Origin of the sequence: Pseudoxanthomonas sp. PXM01 (assembly GCF_014851815.1) — a bacterium.
Lineage (GTDB): Bacteria > Pseudomonadota > Gammaproteobacteria > Xanthomonadales > Xanthomonadaceae > Pseudoxanthomonas_A.
Genome location: NZ_JACVAJ010000002.1, coordinates 1,180,924 through 1,204,081 on the forward strand (window position 1 = coordinate 1,180,924; position 23,158 = coordinate 1,204,081).

26 protein-coding genes are annotated in these 23,158 nt (G+C 61.4%); 8 read left to right on the forward strand and 18 right to left on the reverse strand.

Going from position 1 to position 23,158, the window contains the following annotated elements:
* Nucleotides 1-236: 236 nt before the first annotated feature.
* Entirely contained in the window at nt 237-590 is a 354-nt protein-coding gene (locus IB230_RS15010; RefSeq protein ID WP_192273597.1) for a hypothetical protein, read from the reverse strand.
* Nucleotides 591-821: 231 nt separating this feature from the next.
* Here IB230_RS15010 and IB230_RS15015 point away from each other — a divergent pair, with 231 nt between their 5' ends.
* Complete coding sequence (locus IB230_RS15015; protein WP_192273598.1) at nt 822-977, forward strand: hypothetical protein; 156 nt, start codon at nt 822-824, stop codon at nt 975-977.
* A gap of 771 nt (nt 978-1,748) precedes the next feature.
* Here IB230_RS15015 and IB230_RS15020 read toward each other — a convergent pair.
* From IB230_RS15020 to IB230_RS15050, 7 genes are all read right to left on the reverse strand, one after another.
* On the reverse strand, nt 1,749-3,086 hold the full coding sequence (locus tag IB230_RS15020; RefSeq protein WP_192273599.1) for a hypothetical protein: 1,338 nt from the start codon (nt 3,084-3,086) through the stop codon (nt 1,749-1,751).
* Between the two features lie 5 nt (nt 3,087-3,091).
* Entirely contained in the window at nt 3,092-4,102 is a 1,011-nt protein-coding gene (locus IB230_RS15025) for a hypothetical protein (RefSeq protein WP_192273600.1), read from the reverse strand.
* Nucleotides 4,103-4,269: 167 nt separating this feature from the next.
* The gene (locus IB230_RS15030) at nt 4,270-4,542 is read right to left on the reverse strand and encodes a DUF4282 domain-containing protein (RefSeq protein WP_192273601.1); all 273 of its coding nucleotides are present in this window, start codon (nt 4,540-4,542) and stop codon (nt 4,270-4,272) included.
* Nucleotides 4,543-4,607: 65 nt separating this feature from the next.
* Nucleotides 4,608-4,913, reverse strand: a complete 306-nt coding sequence (locus IB230_RS15035; protein ID WP_192273602.1) for a hypothetical protein — start codon at nt 4,911-4,913, stop codon at nt 4,608-4,610.
* Between the two features lies 1 nt (nt 4,914).
* Nucleotides 4,915-5,613, reverse strand: coding sequence for a hypothetical protein (locus IB230_RS15040; protein ID WP_192273603.1), 699 nt, complete (start codon nt 5,611-5,613; stop codon nt 4,915-4,917).
* A gap of 97 nt (nt 5,614-5,710) precedes the next feature.
* Nucleotides 5,711-6,664, reverse strand: a complete 954-nt coding sequence (locus IB230_RS15045) for a hypothetical protein (protein ID WP_192273604.1) — start codon at nt 6,662-6,664, stop codon at nt 5,711-5,713.
* Nucleotides 6,665-6,719: 55 nt separating this feature from the next.
* Complete coding sequence (locus IB230_RS15050; protein WP_192273605.1) at nt 6,720-7,565, reverse strand: OmpA family protein; 846 nt, start codon at nt 7,563-7,565, stop codon at nt 6,720-6,722.
* Nucleotides 7,566-7,760: 195 nt separating this feature from the next.
* On the opposite strand from IB230_RS15050, the gene IB230_RS15055 reads away from it, so the two are divergent.
* The 6 genes from IB230_RS15055 (at nt 7,761) to IB230_RS19845 (ending at nt 14,558) form a co-directional block, all read left to right on the forward strand.
* Nucleotides 7,761-10,496 (forward strand): winged helix-turn-helix domain-containing protein, encoded by a 2,736-nt coding sequence (locus IB230_RS15055; RefSeq protein ID WP_192273606.1) that lies wholly within the window; start codon nt 7,761-7,763, stop codon nt 10,494-10,496.
* A 345-nt stretch (nt 10,497-10,841) separates the two neighbouring features.
* Nucleotides 10,842-11,696 (forward strand): hypothetical protein, encoded by an 855-nt coding sequence (locus IB230_RS15060; RefSeq protein ID WP_192273607.1) that lies wholly within the window; start codon nt 10,842-10,844, stop codon nt 11,694-11,696.
* 285 nt (nt 11,697-11,981) lie between these two features.
* A complete protein-coding gene (locus IB230_RS15065; RefSeq protein WP_192273608.1) occupies nt 11,982-12,248 on the forward strand; it encodes an AlpA family phage regulatory protein in 267 nt (88 codons plus the stop codon).
* A 10-nt stretch (nt 12,249-12,258) separates the two neighbouring features.
* The gene (locus IB230_RS15070) at nt 12,259-12,564 is read left to right on the forward strand and encodes a hypothetical protein (protein ID WP_192273609.1); all 306 of its coding nucleotides are present in this window, start codon (nt 12,259-12,261) and stop codon (nt 12,562-12,564) included.
* A complete protein-coding gene (locus IB230_RS15075; RefSeq protein ID WP_192273610.1) occupies nt 12,561-13,997 on the forward strand; it encodes a YfjI family protein in 1,437 nt (478 codons plus the stop codon). The genes IB230_RS15070 and IB230_RS15075 overlap by 4 nt, the downstream gene beginning before the upstream one ends.
* 303 nt (nt 13,998-14,300) lie before the next feature.
* Entirely contained in the window at nt 14,301-14,558 is a 258-nt protein-coding gene (locus IB230_RS19845; RefSeq protein WP_255430493.1) for a hypothetical protein, read from the forward strand.
* A gap of 743 nt (nt 14,559-15,301) precedes the next feature.
* Here the strand turns inward: IB230_RS19845 and IB230_RS15085 are convergent.
* Genes IB230_RS15085 through IB230_RS15095 form a run of 3 tightly spaced genes read right to left on the reverse strand, consistent with a single transcriptional unit; the run spans nt 15,302 to nt 16,754 of the window.
* Nucleotides 15,302-15,958: a hypothetical protein gene (locus IB230_RS15085; RefSeq protein WP_192273612.1), complete on the reverse strand. Its 657-nt coding sequence runs from the start codon at nt 15,956-15,958 to the stop codon at nt 15,302-15,304.
* Nucleotides 15,955-16,308: a hypothetical protein gene (locus tag IB230_RS15090; protein WP_192273613.1), complete on the reverse strand. Its 354-nt coding sequence runs from the start codon at nt 16,306-16,308 to the stop codon at nt 15,955-15,957. The genes IB230_RS15085 and IB230_RS15090 overlap by 4 nt, the downstream gene beginning before the upstream one ends.
* A 44-nt stretch (nt 16,309-16,352) precedes the next feature.
* Nucleotides 16,353-16,754: a hypothetical protein gene (locus tag IB230_RS15095; RefSeq protein WP_192273614.1), complete on the reverse strand. Its 402-nt coding sequence runs from the start codon at nt 16,752-16,754 to the stop codon at nt 16,353-16,355.
* A gap of 153 nt (nt 16,755-16,907) precedes the next feature.
* Between IB230_RS15095 and IB230_RS15100 the strand changes: the two genes are divergently transcribed.
* Nucleotides 16,908-17,105, forward strand: a complete 198-nt coding sequence (locus IB230_RS15100) for a helix-turn-helix transcriptional regulator (protein WP_225589529.1) — start codon at nt 16,908-16,910, stop codon at nt 17,103-17,105.
* 90 nt (nt 17,106-17,195) lie between these two features.
* Here IB230_RS15100 and IB230_RS15105 read toward each other — a convergent pair whose 3' ends face one another.
* The 7 genes from IB230_RS15105 to dcm form a co-directional block, all read right to left on the reverse strand.
* Nucleotides 17,196-17,663, reverse strand: a complete 468-nt coding sequence (locus IB230_RS15105; protein WP_225589621.1) for a JAB domain-containing protein — start codon at nt 17,661-17,663, stop codon at nt 17,196-17,198.
* Nucleotides 17,664-17,704: 41 nt separating this feature from the next.
* Nucleotides 17,705-18,658: a DUF932 domain-containing protein gene (locus IB230_RS15110; protein ID WP_192273617.1), complete on the reverse strand. Its 954-nt coding sequence runs from the start codon at nt 18,656-18,658 to the stop codon at nt 17,705-17,707.
* Between the two features lie 82 nt (nt 18,659-18,740).
* A complete protein-coding gene (locus IB230_RS19850; protein WP_255430494.1) occupies nt 18,741-18,863 on the reverse strand; it encodes a hypothetical protein in 123 nt (40 codons plus the stop codon).
* 355 nt (nt 18,864-19,218) lie between these two features.
* On the reverse strand, nt 19,219-19,698 hold the full coding sequence (locus tag IB230_RS15115; RefSeq protein ID WP_255430495.1) for an integrase core domain-containing protein: 480 nt from the start codon (nt 19,696-19,698) through the stop codon (nt 19,219-19,221).
* A gap of 436 nt (nt 19,699-20,134) precedes the next feature.
* On the reverse strand, nt 20,135-21,373 hold the full coding sequence (locus IB230_RS15120) for a type II restriction endonuclease (protein WP_192273618.1): 1,239 nt from the start codon (nt 21,371-21,373) through the stop codon (nt 20,135-20,137).
* Nucleotides 21,370-21,816, reverse strand: a complete 447-nt coding sequence (locus IB230_RS15125) for a very short patch repair endonuclease (RefSeq protein ID WP_192273619.1) — start codon at nt 21,814-21,816, stop codon at nt 21,370-21,372. The genes IB230_RS15120 and IB230_RS15125 overlap by 4 nt, the downstream gene beginning before the upstream one ends.
* 5 nt (nt 21,817-21,821) lie before the next feature.
* On the reverse strand, nt 21,822-23,102 hold the full coding sequence (gene dcm, locus IB230_RS15130; RefSeq protein ID WP_192273620.1) for a DNA (cytosine-5-)-methyltransferase: 1,281 nt from the start codon (nt 23,100-23,102) through the stop codon (nt 21,822-21,824).
* Nucleotides 23,103-23,158: the final 56 nt, after the last annotated feature.

The following is a 23,158-nucleotide window of genomic DNA, read 5'->3' on the forward strand; positions in this document are numbered from 1 at the left end:
AGTTCGGAGTAGTGAATCCTAGAGAGATGTCGAGACGGGAAGAAAGCCGCACGCAACCAGGTAGCGCGTAGCATCCTCCCGGATCCGCATCTGACGTTCTCGATCACCAGAGGCAAGCAGGGGCTTCATGGCACTTTCCAAGCGTGCACGCAGCGCCTCGTCATGAAGTCCGGCTCCATGCATTGCGCGAGCTTCAGTCTTGAATGATTCCCATGCCTCATTGGACCAAAGAGGCGTCATGTTCTGCGTGGCGTCCAGTCAGCCAGCTCCTCGGCATAGGACAAGCGCGGAATTCTGTACGGCAGCAGCGGCACTAGATCGTCTCGTCCGCACGCATGGGCGATGATGTGCTGCCGCTCCATCGTCCAGCCCTCCGCCTTCGATTTTCCAATCTCGACGGTTCGCACAGCGAACCGAAGCGGCGTAAGACCAGGGGCTTTAAGCAATGATCGGAGCACCCAAACGTCGCGATCAGGGTCAATTTGTAGGAGAGCGTGTTCGCCCAGATGCAGGATGTGCTGATCTCCCTCCTGCCGCCATTCATACTCCAGCGAGAGCTCACGGATGCTAGGCATGTGCAGGATATCCACGATGGGACAAACCACACTACGCCGTTGCCGTTGCGCTACCGTGAGGATGCCGCGTTGACGACCGACAACATTTCCCGTTGAGGGGCAACTCGGGCAACAACTGACGAAAGACTACCGTCCGTCGGTCCGCGAACGAACCGTTGACTGCCGTATAGCCCTAAGGCTGCACACGGTCGTCATGTGATTCGGCGCATGGTGAGTTACCGACAACCTTGTCGGTGGAGATGCATCATGAGCAGCACCAAGAACAGGCCCGACCAACCACAGCGAAAGACGCCCGCCACAGTCGCTGGCGAACGACCAGAAAAGACCGTAACGGGTAAAGATATGAAGCCCGCGAACTCGCCAGGGAAGGGCGAGCAGCGCAATCCCAGCAAGCGATCCTGAGCGGGAAAGCGACTCGAAATCGCATTGGCGCTGGCCGTCGTTCTCGTAAACGTCCAGCGCCGGATTCAGCATTCGGCGAGGCGCGCTCATGACCGTAGACCCTGCAAGCGTGGCTGGCGCGCTCATGAAGAAGATCTGCTACCAACTGAGGCCTTCAGCCAGCACCACTATGTCGCCTTGCTCCTGCTGTTCCAGGCCAAGTCCTGGCGGACAACCTTGCGCCTACTGCTTGACGAGCGAGCTCGGGAAGCTGATAGAGAATCATGGGGCGGCGGTGCGCTGGCTCGAATCTACCAAGCAAGCCACCCAGGACGAAAAAACGGTCCTTAAATACGCCCGTCAACTTCATGAAGTCGGGTGACCATAGCCGCTCCCCAAGGATGGGGAAGTACGCAAAGATGCGTCAAATGCGTGCCGGCCGAACCTAGAGTGAGCTGGATATGAGAACGCCATCGGAGATTCGCTCTCTGTTGCAGGAAAGCTCGGCTCGGCTACGAGATGGTCAGGTCGGGAATCCTCGCGAGTTTCTACGGAAGCTACGAAGCCAGCTGCTGTGTGACGTGCCCGCAGACATGGAGCTCAGCATTATTGAGGGTTTGGCAGTGTTGGACGCTAGGTTTGACGACAAGGCGCCCGAGCTACTCACTTTGGGTGAGCTAGCGCCTCAGCCTGACTGAAGCCCTTGTTCGGAGTGCCGCCCAACCTCAAGTGTCGATGTCCGCTTCGGGTCGAAAGCGGACAAGGCACTTCTGCCGACGGCCTTACTTAAGTCTACCGAGCCAAGCCATCGGCATAGACTCGGATTCTCGCCCGGATGTTCGCCCACAGCGACCATTGCCAAGCGAAAGCCAGAGTCAGCGCCGCCACAAACCCCAGCGCCGATGCGGCCAGCGTGAACGCGAAAACGCCAAGGGCCGTATCCGTCGCGGCACCCAAGGCCGCTACCATGAGACCCCAGAAGGTGGCCCTGAGCAGGGAGAACCGCGACGCGATGCGTCTTGCCTGGACTTCATCGACGGCAACCTCTCGCGTATCAATGTTGACCACCGCGACCGCTACGCCCATGCGGGTCCATCTGTCACCGCCATACACCACAGCGACGCGATTGCCCGGCCGGACGGAGACCCCAAGATCGACGAAGCTTTCCTGCCATTCGCTCCCGTGATCGCCCTTGATGAAGAGGGTCAGGTGATCCGTGGTTGTGATGGTGGTGGTTGTCGTCGGCGCTCGCGACTGCCAGCTGTCAGGATGGACGTACGGTGTTTCGGTCGTCGTCGTGACGTGCGTCTTGCTATGACGCTGAACGTCCACCGCATTGCCGGATCTCGAGAACAGATAGAGGTCATCCGCCGAAATGATCCTGGTCAGCGACGTGGCACGCGCCCGTTGACGCCTTGCGCGACGCATCAGCAGAGCCAGCGCCGCCATCGGAACCGAAAGCATCGCCAACACCGCTCCCGCGAGCACGCGGCGCCGCATGACCTCATGCCGTGCGTACTTGCTCTCAAGGTCGGCCTTCCGCTGTCTAGCCTGGCGCTCTTGCGCGATCTTGGATGCGTACTCGTCCAACTCCTGCGCAGGCGAGTGCCGGATGAAGGCGTCGCGATACTGCGAAGGGAAATATCGCTGGGCCACCAGCAGAACTTCGTCGGGCTGGAAGCGCTGGCTGCTCTGGGCGGCCATGTAGTTCACGCGGGCGCAGATGCCCTTGGCTTTCTGCTCCTCGACCGTGCGACCCGAACACTCGGGCTGGAGCGCAGGAAACCGGTGCGTACCGCTTTCGGCGCTGGCATCCAGATACAGGTCGCGCAGTAGCTTGGCCTTCTCGGGCGCCTGGACATCGAACGATGCCGGCCCGTGTCGCCCCCCCCAGGAACTCTCGAGTACTTCGGCCAGCAGCAGGTACTGGCCGGAAATGCGCCCGTCGACTTCGCCCGGCCGATCATCACGACGCTCCGCTTCGACATCCTTCCTCACCTGCTCCACCGTCGGGTAATACCGCAGGCTCCCTTCGTCCGGCCCTGCAGCCTCTACCTGACCGGCCGCCAGAATCGCGACCAGAACGCCCGGTACGTACCTGCGTACGTCGCGGCGGAGAACGTTCGCCATTGGGGTCACCGCCTCACATAGCCCACTGCACCGTCGGCATACAGCACGATCTGGTCCCAGACATGCCCGCCGTGCTCGACCACGCCGCTGCGCCGATAGCGCTCGCCGGGCTTCAATGTTTCCAGCACATGGGCGTCGCTATCAGGGAATTCCCTGACCTGCACCACCGCCGGCGCCTGCCACTGTCCGCCCTGCGGCCTGACCCGGTAGTCCAGCAAGGCCATGCGCGCCATCAGCGGGTCGTGCACGTAAGCCTTGCGCTTGTCCAAGCCCCACGGGGCCACTTCGATCCAGCCCGTCGTTCCCACAATGCCACTCACCGGCACCAGGAAATCCTTCGCCAGATCGTCGATGGGGGGTGCCTGCGGCGATGGCACGGCGCGGAAGATCATCGGTGTGTCGTTGAGGTGCGCCCATTTGGGCAGGTTGCGACTGCGAAGAAGCGTGGGTGCCTGTGCAGTAAGCGCGATGCCGGCCGGCACCAGGGATGCCGCGCGCGGCTCGCTCGCCACCTCGGCCGCAAGGGTGGCGAGGTTGCGGGGATTGCCGGCGATGACCTTGACGCTCTTGCCGCTGCGATACACCAGCGTCGGGAATGCGAACGTCTTCGACCGATCATAGGGCCGCAGCTGGTACGTGATGCTGTCCATCACGCCCTGGTTGTAGGCCACGCCGCGCTGGGCCTTGGCGTCGGCAGCGCGTGAAACCCGGCCGGCGAACGCATTGCCGACGCTCGTACTATCGCGTCCCGCCACCACGGACGCGGCCGTTGTGCCCGCCACGGGAATCCAGCGCAACTGCACGTTGCCTGCCAACGCGCGCGTTTCGTCGAACAGGCGCTTGCTCCAGGCGCAGTCGGTGCTGTAGACCACATAGACCGCCTTTGACGCTGGCTTGCCGTCGGCCGCCCAGATCGCATTCTCCACCGCATCCATCAACCCGGCGGCATCGTCGGGTTTGGTCACCACGACCTGCCTGCCGCGGTCCACCGCCAGGCCATGCAGAGGTAACATCATCAGCAGCGCCGTTGCCCGAAGGCAGCGTACACGCCAAGTCGTCAGCCTGGTCTTCATCATGCATCGTGCAGGCAGCAATGATTCATTACTCCGATGAAGCATACGTGTTGCCATGGCGCGGTTCCCCCTGTGGTTGAAATGGCGGCAGCGGAATCGACGAGCACGTCCTACTTGCGGCGGATCTCCTGGAGCGCTTCATTGATCTTGAACAGAACGATCATGATTTCGCAGTAGATGCGCGCCAGCAGCGCGGAAAGCACGGCCAGGATCGGGGCGGCCACGATCATGCCGAAGCCCGCAAACCCGGAGTAGCGCATCAGGCCGAAACCCTTGACCATCAGCACCAGGCCAGACACCACGGCACCGGCCAACAGGATCCAGTAGATGAAGGTGATGATCTTGGGCGTCACCATCGTGTCGAAGTAGAGCCAGTCCCGCATGTCAGTTCTCCTCTTTGAGATTCATGGTTGTTCGCGCAGCTCACCGATGAAGATGGGGCTATGCCTCACTCGCTCACGCGTCGGTAGGTCACGCCCATCGGTCCAGACAGCGTGTTCTCGTCGACACGGGTGAGCACCAAGGCTGCACCTTCCACGTCGGGATGCCGCATGCGTATGCGGTCTCCGTCCATCTCGTAGCGCATCTGCCGCTCGACCCCGGCCAGATCCGATGACTGCACCACCACCCCGCCACGCTCGAAGCGCAGCTGGGTCAGGCCCATCGAGTCTTCGTAGGTGCCCGCCAATCCGCCGCCACACGCCGATAGCAGCAGTGTGAGGCCGACCAACGACCCCTTGGCTCGCCATTTCATCTCAGCGCTCCCCTTGACCATCGAAGTTGACCTCGCCAAACGTCGCGGGGCGGTTGTAGTGATCGCTGCCGATCGTGTATCCCAGCAGCCGGGCCTTGATGACCAGACCCTCGCTACGGCGACTTGCGCCGGTGATCATGAACCGGCTGTCCAGCACCACGCTGCGCAGACCGCTGTTGCGCGTCAGTACGTCCTGTGCCCGAGCAGCATCCAGTTGCCAAAAGTTGAGCTCCTCCGGATTGTCGACCTGAAGAGTGATCCGCTGTCTCTGGATCTCCGGCGATGGCTGCGCGTCGAAACTGAAGGCGCTGCCCGGCATGAACGCATCCAGGTAGTACCCTCCCCGGCCGGCGTCGTATTCGCCGAACTGCGCGTTGACGTTGAGTCGCAGGCGGCCAACTTCGGCTGTGCCGTCATAGATGCCCTGTAGGCGCTCCTGCTCCTCTTTCAGCAGGCTCGGACGCTTGAACTCGTCCGCATACTTCACGCGATACTGCGATGACGCCCATTCGTCGATCGGTGGTGTACGACCCTCCAGCCTGTAGGCAAGCATGAGAATCTGCAGATCGTCCGGATGATCCAACTGGCGATCGCCGAATCGAACCGCCGGTGGCGTAGCGTCGGCGGCACTACCGGCAGGCGATGCGGGCCGAGTGGTGTCCGCAGGCGATGATGAATCGGCAGCTTCTTGCTGCGGCATCGTCTTTCCCACATCGCGCGCTGGCGCTTCGCTCTCACAGGCGGAAAGCATCGAGGCACACAGGAGGGCCAGACACACGATGCGGTAGGCGCACTGTTTAGAGGCGCACGTCGCTGGCATCGCCGGCCTCCTTTACTTCCGCCTCGCGCCTTGCATTGCCGATGCGCTGCAGCTCGACCTGCATGCCTTCGATGTAGGCATAGGTAGTGCTTTGCTGGATCATCGCCGTATGCAGTTCCATCACCAGCCCGGGGTTGTTCCCGCTCAGTACGACCCGTGCACTGATGTTGAGTCCGCATCCGTCCGTCCAGCTGGCCCCTGTGTTCTCACCCCCGGCATAGACGCCATTGCGGCAGCGACCGAACAGGGGGTTGGCTTCGGACAATGGATTGCCTGAGCGGTCGTAGACCCACTGTAGGTCGCGCGTACCTGCCGAGTAGCCGCGTGGCGAATCACTGTTCTCACGGACCTGCGGCTGTCCGTACTTGGCGGTCAGGGCTTCCAGCGTGGCGTCCACCGAGGGCATCTGGTCGTCACGGAATTTCTGGGTGCGCCAGACAACCATCGCGGTCTCCTTGCCCGGCACACCCGGCGTGGCGACCCTCACGATTTCGTCGGTGTGTTCCCACTTGAACTTGCCGCGGCACTCCTGCCACTCGCTGGCGAAATTGCAGGGCCGGTAGCTGCCCTTCTCGACCGAGAAGAACTGCGTGCCCAGCGCCACGCCGTGCGTGTCCAGGCGATCGAGCCAGCGCTTCTCTTCGGTGACCACCGCGTCTTCGCCCAGGCTGCAGCGCGTGGTGGCCATCGCCTCCTCCAGCGTCATGCCGAGGCGCAGCCCGATGATGTCGGGACCGGTCAGCGTCTTGCGCACCTTGGCCGGACAGCGCAGCGGCGCGGGCCCGTCGGGCCCTGCCATGGCGGCTTCCTCCAGTTCGTCCAGCGGCACGCCGGCTTCTTCTTGGCCGTCGGCCAGCTCGTTACCGCCGCCACAGGCGGACAACAACAGCACTGACAGCGCCAGCATCGCAATCGGGGTCTTCTTCGGCATCGCTCCTCTCCAGGTGGACCACACCCTGCACCACCGCGGTGCAGGGCACGGCGGTTCAGTCCAGCAACACGATCGCGACGCGGCGGTTGGCGTCCGCGTCGGGCGCATCGGGCCGTTTCAGCCGGCTTTCGCCGAAGCCCTGCACGTCCAGGCGCGAGGCGGCGATGCCGAACGTGCGGCCCAGGTACTCGGCCACGGCAGCCGCGCGCTGCCGCGACAGGCGCAGGTTGGCGTCGGCCTCGCCGACTGCATCGGTATGCCCGTGGATACCGATGCGGCGCGCGGCAAGCGCGGGGGTCTGCAGTACGCGACCCAGCTCGTCCAGCTGGGGCAGGCTCTCCGGCTGCAGCGTGGCGCGCGCGAAGTCGAACAGGATGTCGAGGTCGATGCGTCCGTCGGCGCTGAGCGCCTCGACGATGCGCCCGGCATCGTGCAGGCCGGCCGGGGCCACGGGCATGGCGGCGGCGCACGCCGGCGGCGGGGTCGCCGGCGGTGCGGTGCGGCCCAGGGCGAACCGCTTGCACGAGGGCGCGCCGCTGACCTGGCCGGTGAACGACCGGCCTTCGGCGTCGACATGTCCATCGAAATGCACCACCCGGTAACCGCTCGCCTTGAGCAGCCACTCCTTGCCTTTGAGCTGCAGTCGGCCGCTGGCGGGGTCGTAGGTGCCGTCCATCGTGAAGCAGCCGGTCGGCACGCGCGGATTGCGCGGGTCGGCATAGAAGTGGAACAGCGCGCTGGCGCGGGTGGGCGTGGCCTCGGTGATGCTGAGCGTCAGGCCGGTCAGCCCCTGGGCGCAGACATAGGTGCCCACCCAGGGGCCCAGCACGCTGCGGGTGGGCGGCGCCGGCTGCGCGGCCGCCGTGGCCGCCAACCCCCACGCCAGCGCCGCCACCAGCATCCGTAAACCCCGCCTTCCCGCTCGCCCCTTGGCCTTCACGTCCATCCCCTGTCCCCGGCCGACGCCGGGCATTGGGGGAGACTGGCGGCGCCGCCCGCCGCGCGTCCTCATGAAGGTTTCAAGGAACCTTCAAGGACGCCAGGCTAGCCCCGTGGACGGCATAAAGACTTTGTAACCGGCGTTATCATCGGCCCCATGTCAGCCTCCCCATTGTCTGATGCCCGGCTCTACCGGTGGCGCTTTGGCAGCGTCGAGTTCGACGAGGCACGCCATGAACTGCGTGTGGCGGGACTGGCCGTCGACATCGAGCACAAGCCGCTGCAGGTGCTCTCTGTGCTGTTGCGCCACGTGGGCGAGGTGGTGACCAAGGAGGAGCTTTTCGACCAGGTCTGGACCGGTCGGATCACCGTGGACCACGTGCTGGCCACGGCCGTGGGCAAGTTGCGCAAGGCACTGGATGCCGCTGGCGAGGACCGGATCACCACCGTCCCGCGCGTGGGTTACCGGTTGGAAGGTCCTGTCGAGCGCGTGGCCCAGGGCCAACGGAGGGAGGCTGCGCTGACCTTCACCCCCGGGCAACCAGTACCCGGCAGGGAACACTTCCTTCTGGAGCGGCCCTTGGGTCGCACGTTGGGCAGCGAAGTCTGGCTAGCGCGCCAGCCACGCACGCGGGACAGCCGCGTCTTCAAGTTCAGCATGGGCGGCGAGCGGCTGGGTGCCATCAAGCGCGAAGCCACGCTGATGCGCGTGCTGCGGGACACACTGGGTGATCGGGACGACTTCGTCCGCGTGCTGGACTGGAATTTCGAGAACGAGCCGTTCTTCCTGGAGTGCGAGTACGGCGGACAGGCCTTGCCGGAATGGGCCGAGGAGCACGGAGCACTGCTGGGCTGGAGCCGCGGGCGCAAGCTGGCGTTTTTCTTGCGTATCGCGGCCGCGGTCGATGCCGCACACAGCGTGGGCGTGCTGCACAAGGACATCAAGCCGGCGAACGTACTGGTTCGCACGCGGGGTGACGATGCCTTCCTGCCGTGCCTGACGGACTTCGGCAACAGCCGCCTGCTCCAGCCCGAGCGCCTGGCCGAGTTGGGCATCACCGGGATGGGCATGACGGTCACGACGGCCCATAGCGGCGACAGTTCCGGTACGCCGTTGTACCTGGCGCCGGAACTCATTGCCGGACAATCTGCCACCGTGCGTAGCGACGTATATGCACTGGGTGTGCTGTTGTACCAATGGCTGGCCGGCGATCTGCGACGCCCGATGGCGCCAGGCTGGGAGCGCGACATCGCGGATCCGCTTCTGGTGGAGGACATCCGCCGCGCCACCGATGGTGACCCTGCGCAGCGCATGGGCAGCGTGGCGGAATTGGTCGAGCGGCTGTCTTCGTTGGAGCAACGCCAAGCGCTGGCAGAGGACCATGCAGCGGCGGCGGCCGCCGCCGAGCAGGTGCAGCGGGCACTGGAACATACGCGAGCCCGGAGGCCGTGGGTGATCGCCACGATCGCCGTGTTGAGCATGGGCCTGCTGGCCAGCTCGGCACTCTGGTGGCGAAGCGAGCAGCAACGCCGCACCGCGCAGATGCAGGCCGCGCGCGCGGAAGCCGTGACGCGCTTTCTGAGCGATGACCTGATCGGCGCCCTTAGCCCGGGCGGATCAGGCTTCGAGCGCGACCCCACGGTACGGCAGATGCTCGAGCAGGCGGGCAAGCCCTTGGCACAGCGATTCGACCGGGACCCTGCGGTGCGCGGCGGCATCCATGCCGCGCTGGGCGATGCCTGGCGGACGCTGGGAGATCGCGAGCGCGCTGCCCGCCATCTGCGCCAGGCCGTACAGGACTATGGCCGCGCCTTTGGTGTGGACGACGCGCAGACGCTGATCACGCGTTACGGACTGGTGCGTACGTTGGCCTATGCCGGGACACCGGAATCGTTCGCCGAGGCGGAACGCCAGCTGGAGGAAGCAGACAGGCTGGCAGGTGGGCGACGGCTGGAGGGGGAGAACGAGGTAGCCCTCTATGCGGCCATCGCACGTGGACAGCTTCACTTCCAGCAGTTGCAGATAGAGCCCTCACTGGTGGCGCACCGGCGGGCCGATGTCCTGCAGCGGGCGCTGCGACCCGACGACGCCTCGATGGCGGCGTTGATCCGCTCCAACATCGCCGATGGCCTGCTCAGGTCCGACAAGGCTGAGGAGGCCATTCCGTTGCTCCAGAGCCTGCTGGCCGATCCCCTGCTTCGCCCCGAGCGCATTGGCGAGTCCACGGTTGCGGGCTATCGCGTGATGCTGGCACGCGCACTGCGCAATCTGGGGCGTTACGCCGAGGCCCTGCCCATCGCCGAGGCGGCTGCGACAACGACCGAGCGCATCCTCGGCCCCGACGACTACACCACCTTGGTCCAGATGTCGCTGGTGGCGAGCATCCATGACTATGCCGGCGATTGCGCCAAGGCGCTGCCGATCGCGCGCACGGTTCGCCAGCGCATGGCCAAGCGGTATGGCGAGGAGCGCCAGGCCACGCTGATCGAAACGGGCAATCTAGGATTCAAGGAGTACGACTGCGGTGATCGCGACGCAGGCTTGAACTACCTGCACCTGGCCGAAAGCGGGCTTCGCAAGCACTTCGGCCAAGACAACGTCGCTGCCCACAGCTTCCGATATGCCTTGGCAGGCAACTTGGCCGAACAGGGGCGATATGGCGAGGCGCTGGAGATGGTCGAAGGGTTGAGCGTGCCGGCACTGACGGCCGGGGACTCCACGCCAGGTTGGGAGCATCGCCTGCAAGCACTGCGTGGCCAGATCCTCATGCAGTCCGGACGCGAGGTAGAGGGCCGCCCCCTTCTGACTTCCGCGATCACTTCATTGGCACAGCTAGAAGTCGCCGATGAGAAACAGCTCAAGACATGGCAGGCGTTGCTTGGATCCCCGTAGATACCCAGGAACGTCCTATTCAAGAAGCGCACGGCCGCTAGCAGGCATGGAATTCTATGCAGGGGACTTAGGGCGGTTTCAGACCTAGATGGTGTGTGGGTGGCTAGCTTGGCTAGCTCCTCAGGGCTCGTCCCTGTGCCTTACACTCCTCTGACCGTGCGCCATGCCGCGATCCCGGACGCTATGCACTTGCTTCGCTCCTTTGATGTATCGCGATTTTGTAGCGTGATGCAACGGTAGAAAGTACGAGTTTTCCTACTATGGAGCAAAACTTTGAGCGAACGTGGCAAACGGACCCCCGCAAGGCCCTTCTACCTTCCCCTAAAATCCTCGTCCCAGAAGCTGGTGTCGACAACGTACGCGCCCACGCGCTCCCGCGACACTGGAAGATATGACAGCAGCGAACGGCTCCCTGATATCGAAGCGCTGTTTGATAGGACACTCAACCAGATCCAACACATCCACGACACAAGGAAATTCAGCCCTAAGTTCGATCATTTCTGGAGCAGTGTCTGTGACAATCTCAAGGAGAAGAGAAATGCATCTGCCTACGCGAAATGGCGACAAGACGCGTCTATTCGAAGGAAAAGGAGATACAAAATAGCTCAGGAGGAGCTAGCAAAAGCATGGGAGAAGATGATCCGCACAGAACACGAAATGCACATTGGGGTCACCGATACCGAGCGCCGAGTTACGGCCCACGATGCAGTAACTCAAGCGCAAGTTGAGCGCGACAAAACGGTCACTGCAGTGAGCTTACCTCTCAGTATCGCACTTGAAATAGCGATCGCTTACTGGATTGAAGGTCAAAATGCTTACCTGAGCAACGACACGTTGCGCGCCTTACATTGCCTAATTGAAGCTCATTTCTTTCTTGGGATCGTACATTCACCAAGAACCGAGTCCGAAGCAAAAAGTAAGGCAGGCAGGCAATCTGGGAAGGCGATACGGGACGCGATCGCCGCGGCAGCTTTGGAAGTCATGCGAGAAATTAAAGTCGACAGGTCTTTGCAAGGCCCCGACTTCCTGCTAGGCAAAACTGCGCATCTGATCTCGATAAATCCGGCGTACTCCGGACTACTAGAAGCGCTCGGCAACCTGAACCCCAATGACACGTCCGCACAATGGAACGCGTCTGATCATTTGGCCCAAAAATTACGTTCTTGGGTTCAAAAAAAACGCCTCCGTACGAAGAGCTAGCGGACGTGTACAACGGCATATGCCGGAAGATGGAAGAGATGTCCGCTAGCAGAAAAAGGCGCTAAAGTAAATCCAGCAGCTAGCCGCAATTTTGGCAATAGCCTGGACTTGGCAAGACTCCTCCACACCGCGGCGCACTAGCCGCATCAACCGGAGGAATCCATGTCTCGCCAAGCTCCATCCAGCACGCAACTCCCCCTTCCCTCGCCTCATCGCAACCGGCTGTCTCTTGCGATAGACAGTTCCCGCCTCGATCCTAGCGCGGGTGATCGCCCCCATCCGGCCATGCTGGAGCGCCTGGAGGCGATCTATCGCGCCATCCAGCAAGCCCCAAACGTTGACCATGCCATTCGCTTACCCGAACTGCTGTCGATTGTTGGTGTCAGCAAGAGCACTTGGTACGCTCGGATCAACGCCAACTCCCCTTCGTATGACCCTCGGGCCCCCAAGCCGTTCAAGCTCGGCGCCTCAGAACGCTCTCCATCGGTGTGGTGGCGGTCGGCCGTGATGGCCTATGTCGCTGCATGCGCTGACGCCCAGGTCAAGCGCTGAGGAGGGCCATATGAAGAACAATGACACTGTCACGCGCGAAGCCAACGAGGACATCGAGGCGCGGGCCCGCCGATACACCGATGCTCTGCTCACCCTCAAGCCTAAGGCCCAGCACCAGAAAACTCAGCTCTTTACTCTGCTGTACCCCACCATCGTCGAACTGCTGAGCAAGCACGTCAGCCAGAAGGCCATTCTGGACATGCTCCAGACCCAAGGACTGAAGCTGCATCCAAGTCGCTTCAAGGCACTGATGGCTGCTCACGCCGCGAGCGCGAACAACGAGGCAAGTGATCCGACTGAGAAGAGCAAGGCATGAACATGATGACTTACCCTCCTCCCTATCCCGTTGAAGCCATGTATGCCCTCGTACGCGACGCCGCCAAGGAGGTTATCAACCACACTCAAGCGCCCCCCGCTCTCGTAGGCTGCTCCATGCTGGCTTCGATGGCAGTAGCCAGCCAAGCCAATGCAGACGTTCTGTTGCCCACCGGGCTCATCCGCCCGACGTGCCTGTACATGCTGGTGCTGGGGGACTCTAGCATCGGCAAAACTACGGTGGATGCGAGGGTCGGAGCTCCGCTCCGCGCGCACGACCAGAAGCGCGCTGAAGATTGCAGGCAAGCACTGGCTCGCTACGAGGCCGACATGCGCATATGGCGAACTGCCGAAAGATCCTTGGATGCAAAGCTTAAAGAAGCACTGAAAAGCCATGCGAACCCGCAGCAGTATCATAGCGAGTTGATGTCAGTCGCGCTAAGCGAGCCTCGCAAGCCAGTACCACAGTACTTGCTACACCAGAGCATTACCGAGAGCGCCCTATTCGAAGCCTTGGACGGCGATGGAAAGTCGATTGCAATCGTGAGTGACGAGGGTGAGCTCGTTCTCAGAGGTGGCGCAATGGACAAGATGGGAATTCTAAACAAGGCATGGGATGGTGAAAGCACCATGCCCAGAGCGCGTAAGGACCTTCATCTGCGCCCGACGAATCCCCGGATTACCGTTAGCATTATGGTCCAAGAAGAGGTCTTCGATCAGTTCTGGAAGAAGCGCGGCGCCGTCGCCGACGGCTCAGGTCATCTCGCCCGCTATCTGGTTGCCTGGCCTACATCCAACGTGGGCTTCAGGCGCATGATGACGGAGGACCATATCTGGGCGCATCTTCCAGCGTTCCATCAACGCATCAGCGAGCTTCTCGATGAGGCTGATGCGCGCCAAGCCAATGGTCGCCCTCGCATCCTCCTCGAGTTCAGCGCTGAGGCCAAAGAACTTTGGCTGAACGTACACAACAAGCTGGAACCACAACTTCGCCCTGGCGGTGAGTTCTTCAGCATCCGGAAGTCTGCGGCCAAGATGCTGGAGATCACCGGCCGTGTCGCTGCGATCTTTCATTTCTTCAATTCCCTTGAAGGAAAGATAAGCCAGGAGACACTTCAGCGCGCGCTGGACGTGGTTCAATGGCATCTGTGGGAGTTTCGGCGCGTGTTCGGTGAACGGCACGAGGTTCCGCTGCTGGAGCAGGACAAGCAACGGGTGGGCGAGTTCCTGCATCGTCGGTACTGGTGTCAGGGTCGAGCCACAGCCCCATGGAACGAAGTCCGGAAGTGCAATCCGGTCCGAGATCAGGCCCGCTTTGAGAGGACTGTATTGGAGCTCCAGAGCGCAGGGGTGATCCATATCGAGCATCTCGCTAGAGGCAAGCGGCTCCTACATCTCAACCCCGCAGCCTTTGCTCATGACCACATCGTGTGACCCCTGGCCGCCCTTTGGGCGGCCTTTTTTCGTTGCCAGGATCACGTGCAGGCCTGCACGTTGCTACAAATGAAGCACTGAGCACGCCATCCTCATCATGCTTACTCATTCTCCCCAGACTTGGCCATCCGGTTCGCGAGAACGAGAATGCCCCTCGCTGGGCGAGTCTACCCGCGGCTTAGGCCAGCCCGAACCACGGGCAGCTGTGTACTCAGCTCTTTCTGTGCCTGACATCCTACGGACCCGACCCGGCCCCAAGTGACGCTCAGGCGCACGGAGCGCGCCTTGCTCCCGCAGACTCCTGTGATCGACGCGTACGACATAGCCTTGCCGCGCAAGATGTGCATTCTGGATGTCGGCCGCCAGCTTGCGCATGGCGATCAAGTTGTCACGCACCTGCATCCGCGTGCGACCTCCGCTCATCTTCCTGCAACCACCTTGCCATGGGTAGACGGCGTTGAAGCGCGCGAATGTCTGCTCGGGCGAGCGCTCGTACCCATCCGACATTCGGTCGGAGTACATGAGGTGGATGTGCAGATTCTGCTCGCCCTCCAGAGATGACCGCGGCGAGTGCACCGCGTACTGATAGGGTCGTGACCCGACAAGCTGGTGGACCAGGTCCGACACCAGTGGAAGCAATGGAGGTCCCGTCAACTCGTTCGGGAGCGCGATGATCAGCTCACGGTACGTCGCGCCATTGGCGCGCTCATGCTCATCAGCCGCCCGCCAGAACACTTCCGGGTTCCCACCCGTCCAAGCTGGAAGGTTGCCGTGTCCTGAAAGGACCAAGTCCCCTCTGGCGGCGTGGTATCCCTGCCGCGCCACATATCTGGAGTGGCTCAGCGCACATCCCTTGCCGCCACTCTTAATCTGAAAGCTAAAGCTCGCCATCTGTGCACTACCCTTTCCGGTCCAGACAAAAGAATGCCGACGAGGCTTCTCTCATCGGCGTGTTTGAACAGGATCGTTAAGCGGCAATCTATGCTGATGCGAAGAAACGGTAAGTGCGCGTGGGGCTTTGCCCCCCCCTACTGATACCCACTACCAGCTTCCGCTTCCTTCAGCTGATCTACCAACACTCAACATGCCTGTCTCATATAGGTAGGACTGATGACGTAAAGATTTACACGACCGGTCTGGGATCATTCCGCGGCGAGGCTGCAGTAACGACAAGGGCGCCTGGGCGGAGCATGTACTCGGAGCCGGCGTTGGATGATGCCGATATGCTCTGGAAACAAAAAAAGGGAAATTGGATCGCACATGAAGGAAGGGGAGCCAGCGGCTCCCCTTCCTTACCTAACGACTCAACGGCAGCGGGCCATGCCGTATTGTTCCCAACGACAGTTTGCTTCCCGCCAAGCCTGCATGGCTTGTGACACGTGCCCGAGCACGTTGCCATCATCGTCCACACACACGATGCCGCAGGTCATACCTCCATGCAGGACATGAAGATTGCGGATCACCGTGGTGTGGGCCTGCAGGTAGGCCTCGTCTACCACCTCCCCGCTAGCCAGCGCGCACTCGGCATGATCAGGATAGAAACTGCAGTTCGCCGGGTAGACCGGATATCCATTCGCGCTTACCTGTGTTGGAACGCCCACGAGGCGGCCTTGATTGCCGGTGCGCGCTGCAGCCTGAACCTCCAGCAGATCGGCTTGGTACTCAGGCCCGTCTGGCGGGAGGTCGGTAGACGCCACGACTACGGGTTCGTCCGCCGCCTCCGGAGGCGCTCCTGACCACTCAGCGATTCCACCCGGCCCTTCCTCCGGAGCGACGGATACGTCATTGGCTGATACCGGCTCGCTGATGATGGTCGTTTGGCTGGCAGGTGCACTCTCCTGCTTGCGTTCGACCGGCATCCCCAGACTGGCTCCAAGCTGGTCACATCCTGTGAGCAAAGCCAGCAGTACTGCGGTGACGCATATCACACCCAGAAAGCTACGAACGCCCTTCCACGTCATCCCTGATCTCCGCCCGGCAAGCCGGGAACCACTTTCTCCTGCACTACCGTGACCTGACGGGCCTTGATCTGACCGGACAGCAGGGGGCTGAGCACCATGTACACCAGAACGACTAATGCCGACAGCCACGCCTCAATGGCGATCGTCCAGAAGAAGAGGAAGACATGCAGCCCCCAGAACAGGATCGGCGACAGCACTCCAATAGCCTTGCGCAGCTTGATCCGGTTGACCACCACGTTGTTCTGGAAGTACGGGAGCGGGAAGTGCCCGTTCTTGAGGCTCAGGTAGGCCCGCAGGCTTACGGGGATGATGAAGAAGACTAGTGCAAGGGTGTAGATGAAGACGCCCATGTAGTTGCTACTCCTTTGAAGTATGAAAGTTGAAGGGGGGCGTGTCAGAAGCCCATGGCGTAGCCGAGGATTGGGGTGAGCATCTTGTTCTGATACTCAACCAGAACCTCGCCACCGGCCTGATCGGTGTCGACCCGATAAGTGAAGTCCACGGAACGCTCGCGATCGTGGTAGGTGTAGGTGACGCGGGCATCGCATTGATAGCTGTCGATGGCCTCGTCGTAGTCCAACGTGCGGATGTTGGAGATCTCGTAGGTATCCAGGATCCCCATGAACTCCTCAGGCGTTCCCCGCTGGGTTTGAGAGGCGTACTTCTCCACTTCTGCCTCGATGGCTTGATCGAGGATGGAAAGCGTGTCCGCGTCACCGCAGTCTGGCGTGCCCCCTGCACATCCGGCCAAGAGGACGGATATCAGCAACGCGCTGGCGGATGTCTTTTTTTGCATTTGATTTTCCTGTCTGTTTGGAGCAGCAACCGGACCGACCTAGGACTGCTTGCGCTGGCATTGGCGCCCGAGTTGTGCTAATCGTAGTATGTCGAATACTAGTATTCAAACCGAGACCATCTCTCGATGGCTCGGGCAGCTCACGAAACACGATTGGTCACCGTTTTCGCCGGTAATGTCCGGCGATTGAGGAAAGAGCGCGGGCTATCCCAAGAGGAATTGGCCGAAGCGGCAGGCGTACATAGAACCTACGTTGGCATGATCGAGCGTGGCGAAAAGAACGTGACGATCTACAACATTGAACGCATTGCTTTGGCGCTCAAGGTTCGTCCCGGATCCCTTCTTGATTGAGTAGCGCAGCACTTGCGCGGCGTACACGCCACCGGCAGCACCCGGCCCGCTGGCCAGGTGCTGCCCATACTTGCCACACAGACGAGATCGCTAGACCCACCCCCGAGCAGCCATCGAGACCGCTCTATCAGCAGTCACCACGAAGTGGTCCAGCAACCGAACCTCCACCAGCCCCAAGGCATTCTTGAGTTGGGCTGTGACCGCCCGATCTGCCGCTGAAGGTTCGGCATAACCGCTGGGGTGGTTGTGGGCCACCATGACGGCCGCCGCATTCAGCGCCAGCGCGCGCTGGACCACCACGCGCGGATACACCTGTGCCCCGTCCACCGAGCCGGAGAACATGCGCTCCACGGCGATGAGGCGGTGGCGGCTATCGAGGAACGCTACCTCGAAGTGCTCCCGCATCTCGCCACCCAGCCGCAACCGGAAGAACGATTCGCACGCGGATACTTCCCCGAACGACTGGCCGGGGCTGCCAGCCCGTCGTTCGAGAATCCGCAACGCACGCGCTATCGCCTGGTCCTCTCGCCTTCGACTGGCTTCCTCTGACGGGATCATTCCGGAATCGGTGAGTGAGCTTGTTCCCGCTCTGGCCAACGTCATGCCGCCCACCTCGTCACCTCCTCCCACGCGCGCTGCTTGATGCGAGCGCCCTCCCCGAACCAGGCCGCGTCCCGGCGATGATCATCGCTCCGCGCCCGCCGATGATGGTCGACGTACTCGGTGATGCCGTTGAGCAACCCCCACGCCGTACGCCGGCTTGAAGACAGTTGGGATCCCTGGCCTCCTCCCTCGATCAGCGCGCGCACGTTGGCTACCGCATGCTCGTTGACCACGGGGACGGCATTGGGAACGGCATAGGTCAGGATGCGACGAAGCAGGGCCTCGGCCGAATCCGGATCTACAGGCCGTTCGCATAGTGCCTTCATCTGCTCAACGAAGCCGTCCCAGACCGAGACGGTGATCCCGAGCTGGCGCTTGACCCGCTCCGGATCGAACTGGCTGCGGTGCGGGACCTTGATGGCACCCTCCCCTTGGCCCACGGCAATCGCCAGTGTGTTGTTGCAGACCACGCGGACGGAGGTGAACTGGGCGGTGGTGGCCAGCGTTCCGTCGCAGGCGGTGGCCAATAGCAGGTAGCCATTCACCCGGTCCCGGCCACGAAGCGTGACGCTCTGCCCGGTCCGGGCCAGTGCCCAGAACTTTCGGCCTTCCCGCAGAACCCCGGCGGTTTCCAGCTCGAAGCCGTTGGTGGCGGTCAGGTCCCGGTAGAACTCCAGGATCTCGCCCGGCTGTACGACTTGGAACCGCGTGGAGACCACAGCCAGCGGCTTCTTGGTGTCGGAGCGATACAAGACCTTGTTCTGGGGGAACGCATTGATGGCCCCGATGTTGTGGCTGCCGGTGACATATCGGACCTCGGCTTCTTCGATCTGCCAGTCCATGCCGGCTTGCTGCTTCCAGACCTCCATGGGCTGCTGACGGGGGAGCTTGTTGCCCAGGCCATGCCAGGGCTTGTGGCCGGCGTAGGCCATGGTTTCAACCAAGTGCATTGTCGTTTCCTTGTTAGTGGTCGGCATAAACGCACAAGGCCCGGACGAGCCGGGCCTTGTGAGATATGCGTTGGAGGACGGATCAGCGATCGAAGAAGTCACCGCAGTTGCCGCAGGTAGCCGTAGCCGTGCATTTGACGATGCCAGCCAGAACGGCGGTGGCGACCACCATGATGCAGTAGACCAACTCGACCTTGTTTTTCATCATTACCCATACCCTGATGGACGCTGCACAGCGGAGCGCCGAACGCAAAACCAGCCGGTACTGGAATCACGGAGGTAGTATAGGTTTGAGAAGTTTTTCACTGCGGTCGAAGCGGATGCCATCTGCTCCCGGTTCGGCAATGCTTGGTGCGGGCAGAGCCGACGTGAGGCGATCTGAACGAGTTGTTCGGCCGCATCCTGGTGAACCATGCGAGAAATCTCGCGCATGAACCAGCGAAACTCCGCTTGACACTTCTGAGGAGAGATCCGCGACTGATTTGGCTCCGCCTGTGACAGCAAACTAGGATCTTCGCCCCAAGCATTACGAATGCGCCGCTCTACCGTAAGCTCCCCCGTCAAGCAGACACCGCAAAAGTAGGACTTCCGGCGCGAGTGACTCGGTACTCGGCGGGCGTAAGGCCACCGAGCGAGTCATGGGGTCTGGCCTCGTTGCAGTCGATCATCCACCTGTGCGCGGCCTCGCGAACGTCTTCAAGGCGTGCGAACAGGTGTTGGTCCAGCACTTCCTCGCGGAAGGTGCGGTTGAAGCGTTCGATGTAGGCGTTCTGGTTCGGCTTGCCGGGGTGGAGGTACTGGATGGCCACGCCATCAGCTTTGGTCCATTGCGTGAAAGGCTCGCCCAGGAACTCCGGGCCGTTATCCGAGCGCAGGACCTGTGGCAGTCCGTTATCGCGCTTGAGCTGCTCGAAGATGCGAACCAGACGCGTCGAGGTGAGTGAGGTGTCCACCTCGATGTGCAGCGCCTCGCGGTTGAAGTCGTCGACCACGTTGAAGGTGCGGAAGCGCCGCCGACCGCAGGCCAGCGCATCGGACATGAAATCGACCAACCAAACCGTATCAGGCAGACTTGGCACTTAGAGCGCCACGCGCTCGCGCTTGGGTAAACGCCGCTTTTATCGGGTGTCTATCGGGTGGGGGAGCTTACGCTGGCTAGCCCTTGATGACGATGATTCGGGTTGGCCAACAGCTATGCGGTCGCAGCTCGTGCATTGCGAGCGAGACTTGCGAGATGCTGGAATGCGTACAAGGTTGGAGGCCGCTCTCGTCGAGCGGCATGGGCTATGACCAGGCTGTTACTGGTAGTACGTGGCGACGCGAGATGCCGGCCTAGCGACACAGATCCTTCACCGGACGCCCGGCGTCGACCTGATTGAGGATTGGGCCACCAGCAATGGGCGTTCCCTGTAGGATTTCAGGGAGGCGACGCTTCAGCTTTAGTACGGTCCACTAGCTTTGCCGGGTTGCAGATACCTAGAAAAGCGAGCTCACTACACGCTTCTGCCGCCTCTTTACCAGCCCAAGGAAGCCGCTGACGTCCATCAACCAGCTCTTCTGGTCCGCGCTATATGTTTCGTGCAAGCCCCTCGGCAGCACCAGTTGCAGCCGCTTCTGCTGCATTTCGCGCGTTTGATTTGGGCTGATCGCTGTTTCAAGGGTAAGCAGGTGCTTCTCTTCGATGCGATCGGCCTCTGATAGCACCTGCCTCCACCGGTCCTTGCAGGTGCTCTTCACCCCCAGCATTGTCAGATCGAGTGGACTGAATGCGGGGTTGTGATACTCGCCTTCTCCTGGGAAGAGGAAATCCGGCTTGGCACGGTTCTCTGTAATAGCGGCACGTGCGAAGCGAATTTCATGAGCAACGAAAATCTCTTGCACATGGTGCTCGAACGCTTGACCAACCCGGCTCTTCCTTCGATTTTGCACAGACAGCGAGAACTGAATAAAGCTGTCGATGTCGTCGCGCTCAAATCCTTCCGCGAGTCGATCGCCAATCAGATGACGTTCGAGCGTCCGAAACAGGATCTCCTCGCGCTCCATCCATGCAAGAAGCGCCACGTCGGGAGCCTCCCGGCAATCGATGTCATCGAGAGTTCCGCGAGCGAATGCAGAGAATTCTGCCGTCTTCGGGAAAACGCGACCGAAGCGCCCAATCATCATGTCGAGGAAGCTGTCGCTTGGTGGAGCAACTTCGATACCGATGCTTTCCAGAATGTAGGTGGCCGCAAATCCGATCCTGTCCTGCTCATTCTCTAGCTCGGCGCGAACGGAGAATCGCGGGTGATCCTCGCCAGAAAAGCCAAATAGCCATTCAACCTGGCTCGCAGCGCTTGAGCCGTTCTCGGCAATGATCACGAGCAAAGAGCCATTTCGCTGCCGGGCAATTACGAGAAGATCGCCTTCGCTTGCCAGCTGCGACACCGCCGTCGTTGGAAAATAGAACCGATACTCGGCGGTACGATGCGTTTGATTGGCGCGCGCGTTGTAGAGGGTCAGGAAAGCGTCTTCAAGCACGGGCTCGGGGTCGTCATCACACAGGTAGATGAAACGAGTGTCCAGGCGGGTGCGTTCCGGTGGCTTGCCCATGAAATCCAGCATTGCGCGTATCGCGTTGTACTCATGCTGGTTGGAGCGCGTGTCATTGGCTTCGACTGCTGACAGTCGCTTGATTGCCACGCCATCGAAGTATTCGCTGAGATAGCCCCGTTTCATCCCCTGACCTCCATAGCGTCCTGCTGACTGTCCAACCAATCCCCCACGCGAGCGGCGATATGCTCAGGGGCTCCGGGCTTGCCACGCATGGCGCACTCCCAAACTGTCGCTACGCGCCAGCCCGCTTCTCGCAAAAGTGCTTCGGCACGGACGTCATTACGTCGGTTCGTCTCAATCTTGGCACGCCAGAATTCGGTCCGCGTGCCGGGCTCCCGATAAAGAGGGCAGTCATGGCCATGCCAGAAGCATCCATGAACAAACACCACCGCGCGCCATTTCGGAAAGACGAGATCAGGCTTGCCAGGCAGTTCTTTGCGGTGCAGGCGAAAGCGTAAGCCTCGCGCATGCAGCGCACGGCGAAGGAGCATTTCCGGCTTGGTATTGCGCGCACGAATGCCGGACATCATGCGACTGCGGACATCTGGGGAGACGATGTCCGCCACGTCGCTTAGGCCGCGATCCCCAATCTCGGCTGGATCACGCCACCCGCTTCCCGCTCTTTAAGCTCCATGATCCGTGGCGCCATGATCTTGGCCACTGCCTCGATCACAGGAACCACAACGGAGTTGCCAAACTGGCGGTAAGCCTGCGTGTCGCTCACAGGAATCTCAAAATCATCCGGAAAGCCCATGAGCCTTGCGCATTCGCGAGGCGTCAGACGGCGCGGTCGCTTACCCTTGCCCCGATGAATGAGGATTTCGCTCCCATCCTTGTAATAGCGCGCAGACAGGGTGCGCGTGGAGTGGTCAATGCCTGGCCGAACCAGTCCAAATCCAAAGCCATTCCCGGCAGCTTGGTGCTTGGCCGCATAAGCTTGCAAATACTCCCAGAGCTTAGGTGTGAGCGTGTATTTCTTACTCACCTGCGCCTTCTCGCCAGTAGTGTAGTGCCGCTCACACTCCTCACTGCCATCCTCCGGGTGGAGGATGCTGGCAATGTCAGGACCGACTTCCGGTAGACGCAGATCCTTGAACGTGAAATCAGTGTCCTCGCGGAAGCCCACGATGATGATGCGCTCGCGATGCTGTGGCACGAAGCGCTTACCGTCGATGACTTGATGAAAGATCTTGTAGCCGAGTTCAACTTCGAGAACATGCTTGATCACGCGGAACGTGTTCCCGCCATCATGGCTCACCAGGTTCTTCACGTTTTCGAGCAAAAAAGCCTTCGGCCTCTTGGCAGCAATGATCTGCTGGATGTCGAAAAACAGCGTGCCTTGCGTTGTGCACTCAAATCCGTGAGGTCGCCCTAATGCGTTCTTTTTGCTCACTCCGGCAATAGAAAACGGCTGGCAGGGAAACCCGGCAAGCAGGACATCGTGGTCCGGAACTGAGGCCGGGTCGACCTTGGTGATATCTCCCGTGATGGCATGCTCGTCGCGGAAGTGGTTCTGGTAGGTCTGCTGGGAGAACTCGTTCCACTCGCTCGTGAACACACATCGCCCGCCGGCCCTTTCGAAACCCAGCCGGATACCGCCAATCCCGGCGAAGAGATCGATGAAGGTGAAATCTCCGGCCCCAGGATCAGAGACCCTGGGCGCCAGCAGCTCGCGCAAGCGGGCGTCGAGCATGGGCGGGAACGGCGTCTCGCCGCTGCGCCAGCGTCCGATCTGACGCTCGCTGCGCCCAAGTTGCTGGGAGAGTCCCCGTATCCCAAACCGGCCGATCGCCACTTCAAGCGTGTCGCGGCATTCCATAGTATCGAGGTCTCTGGGAAGAATTTCGGACATTTTGGCTGACTGGATTCCCGCCGGTCAATTCGGCGTCTCGTGGAGGAGTGCGACCA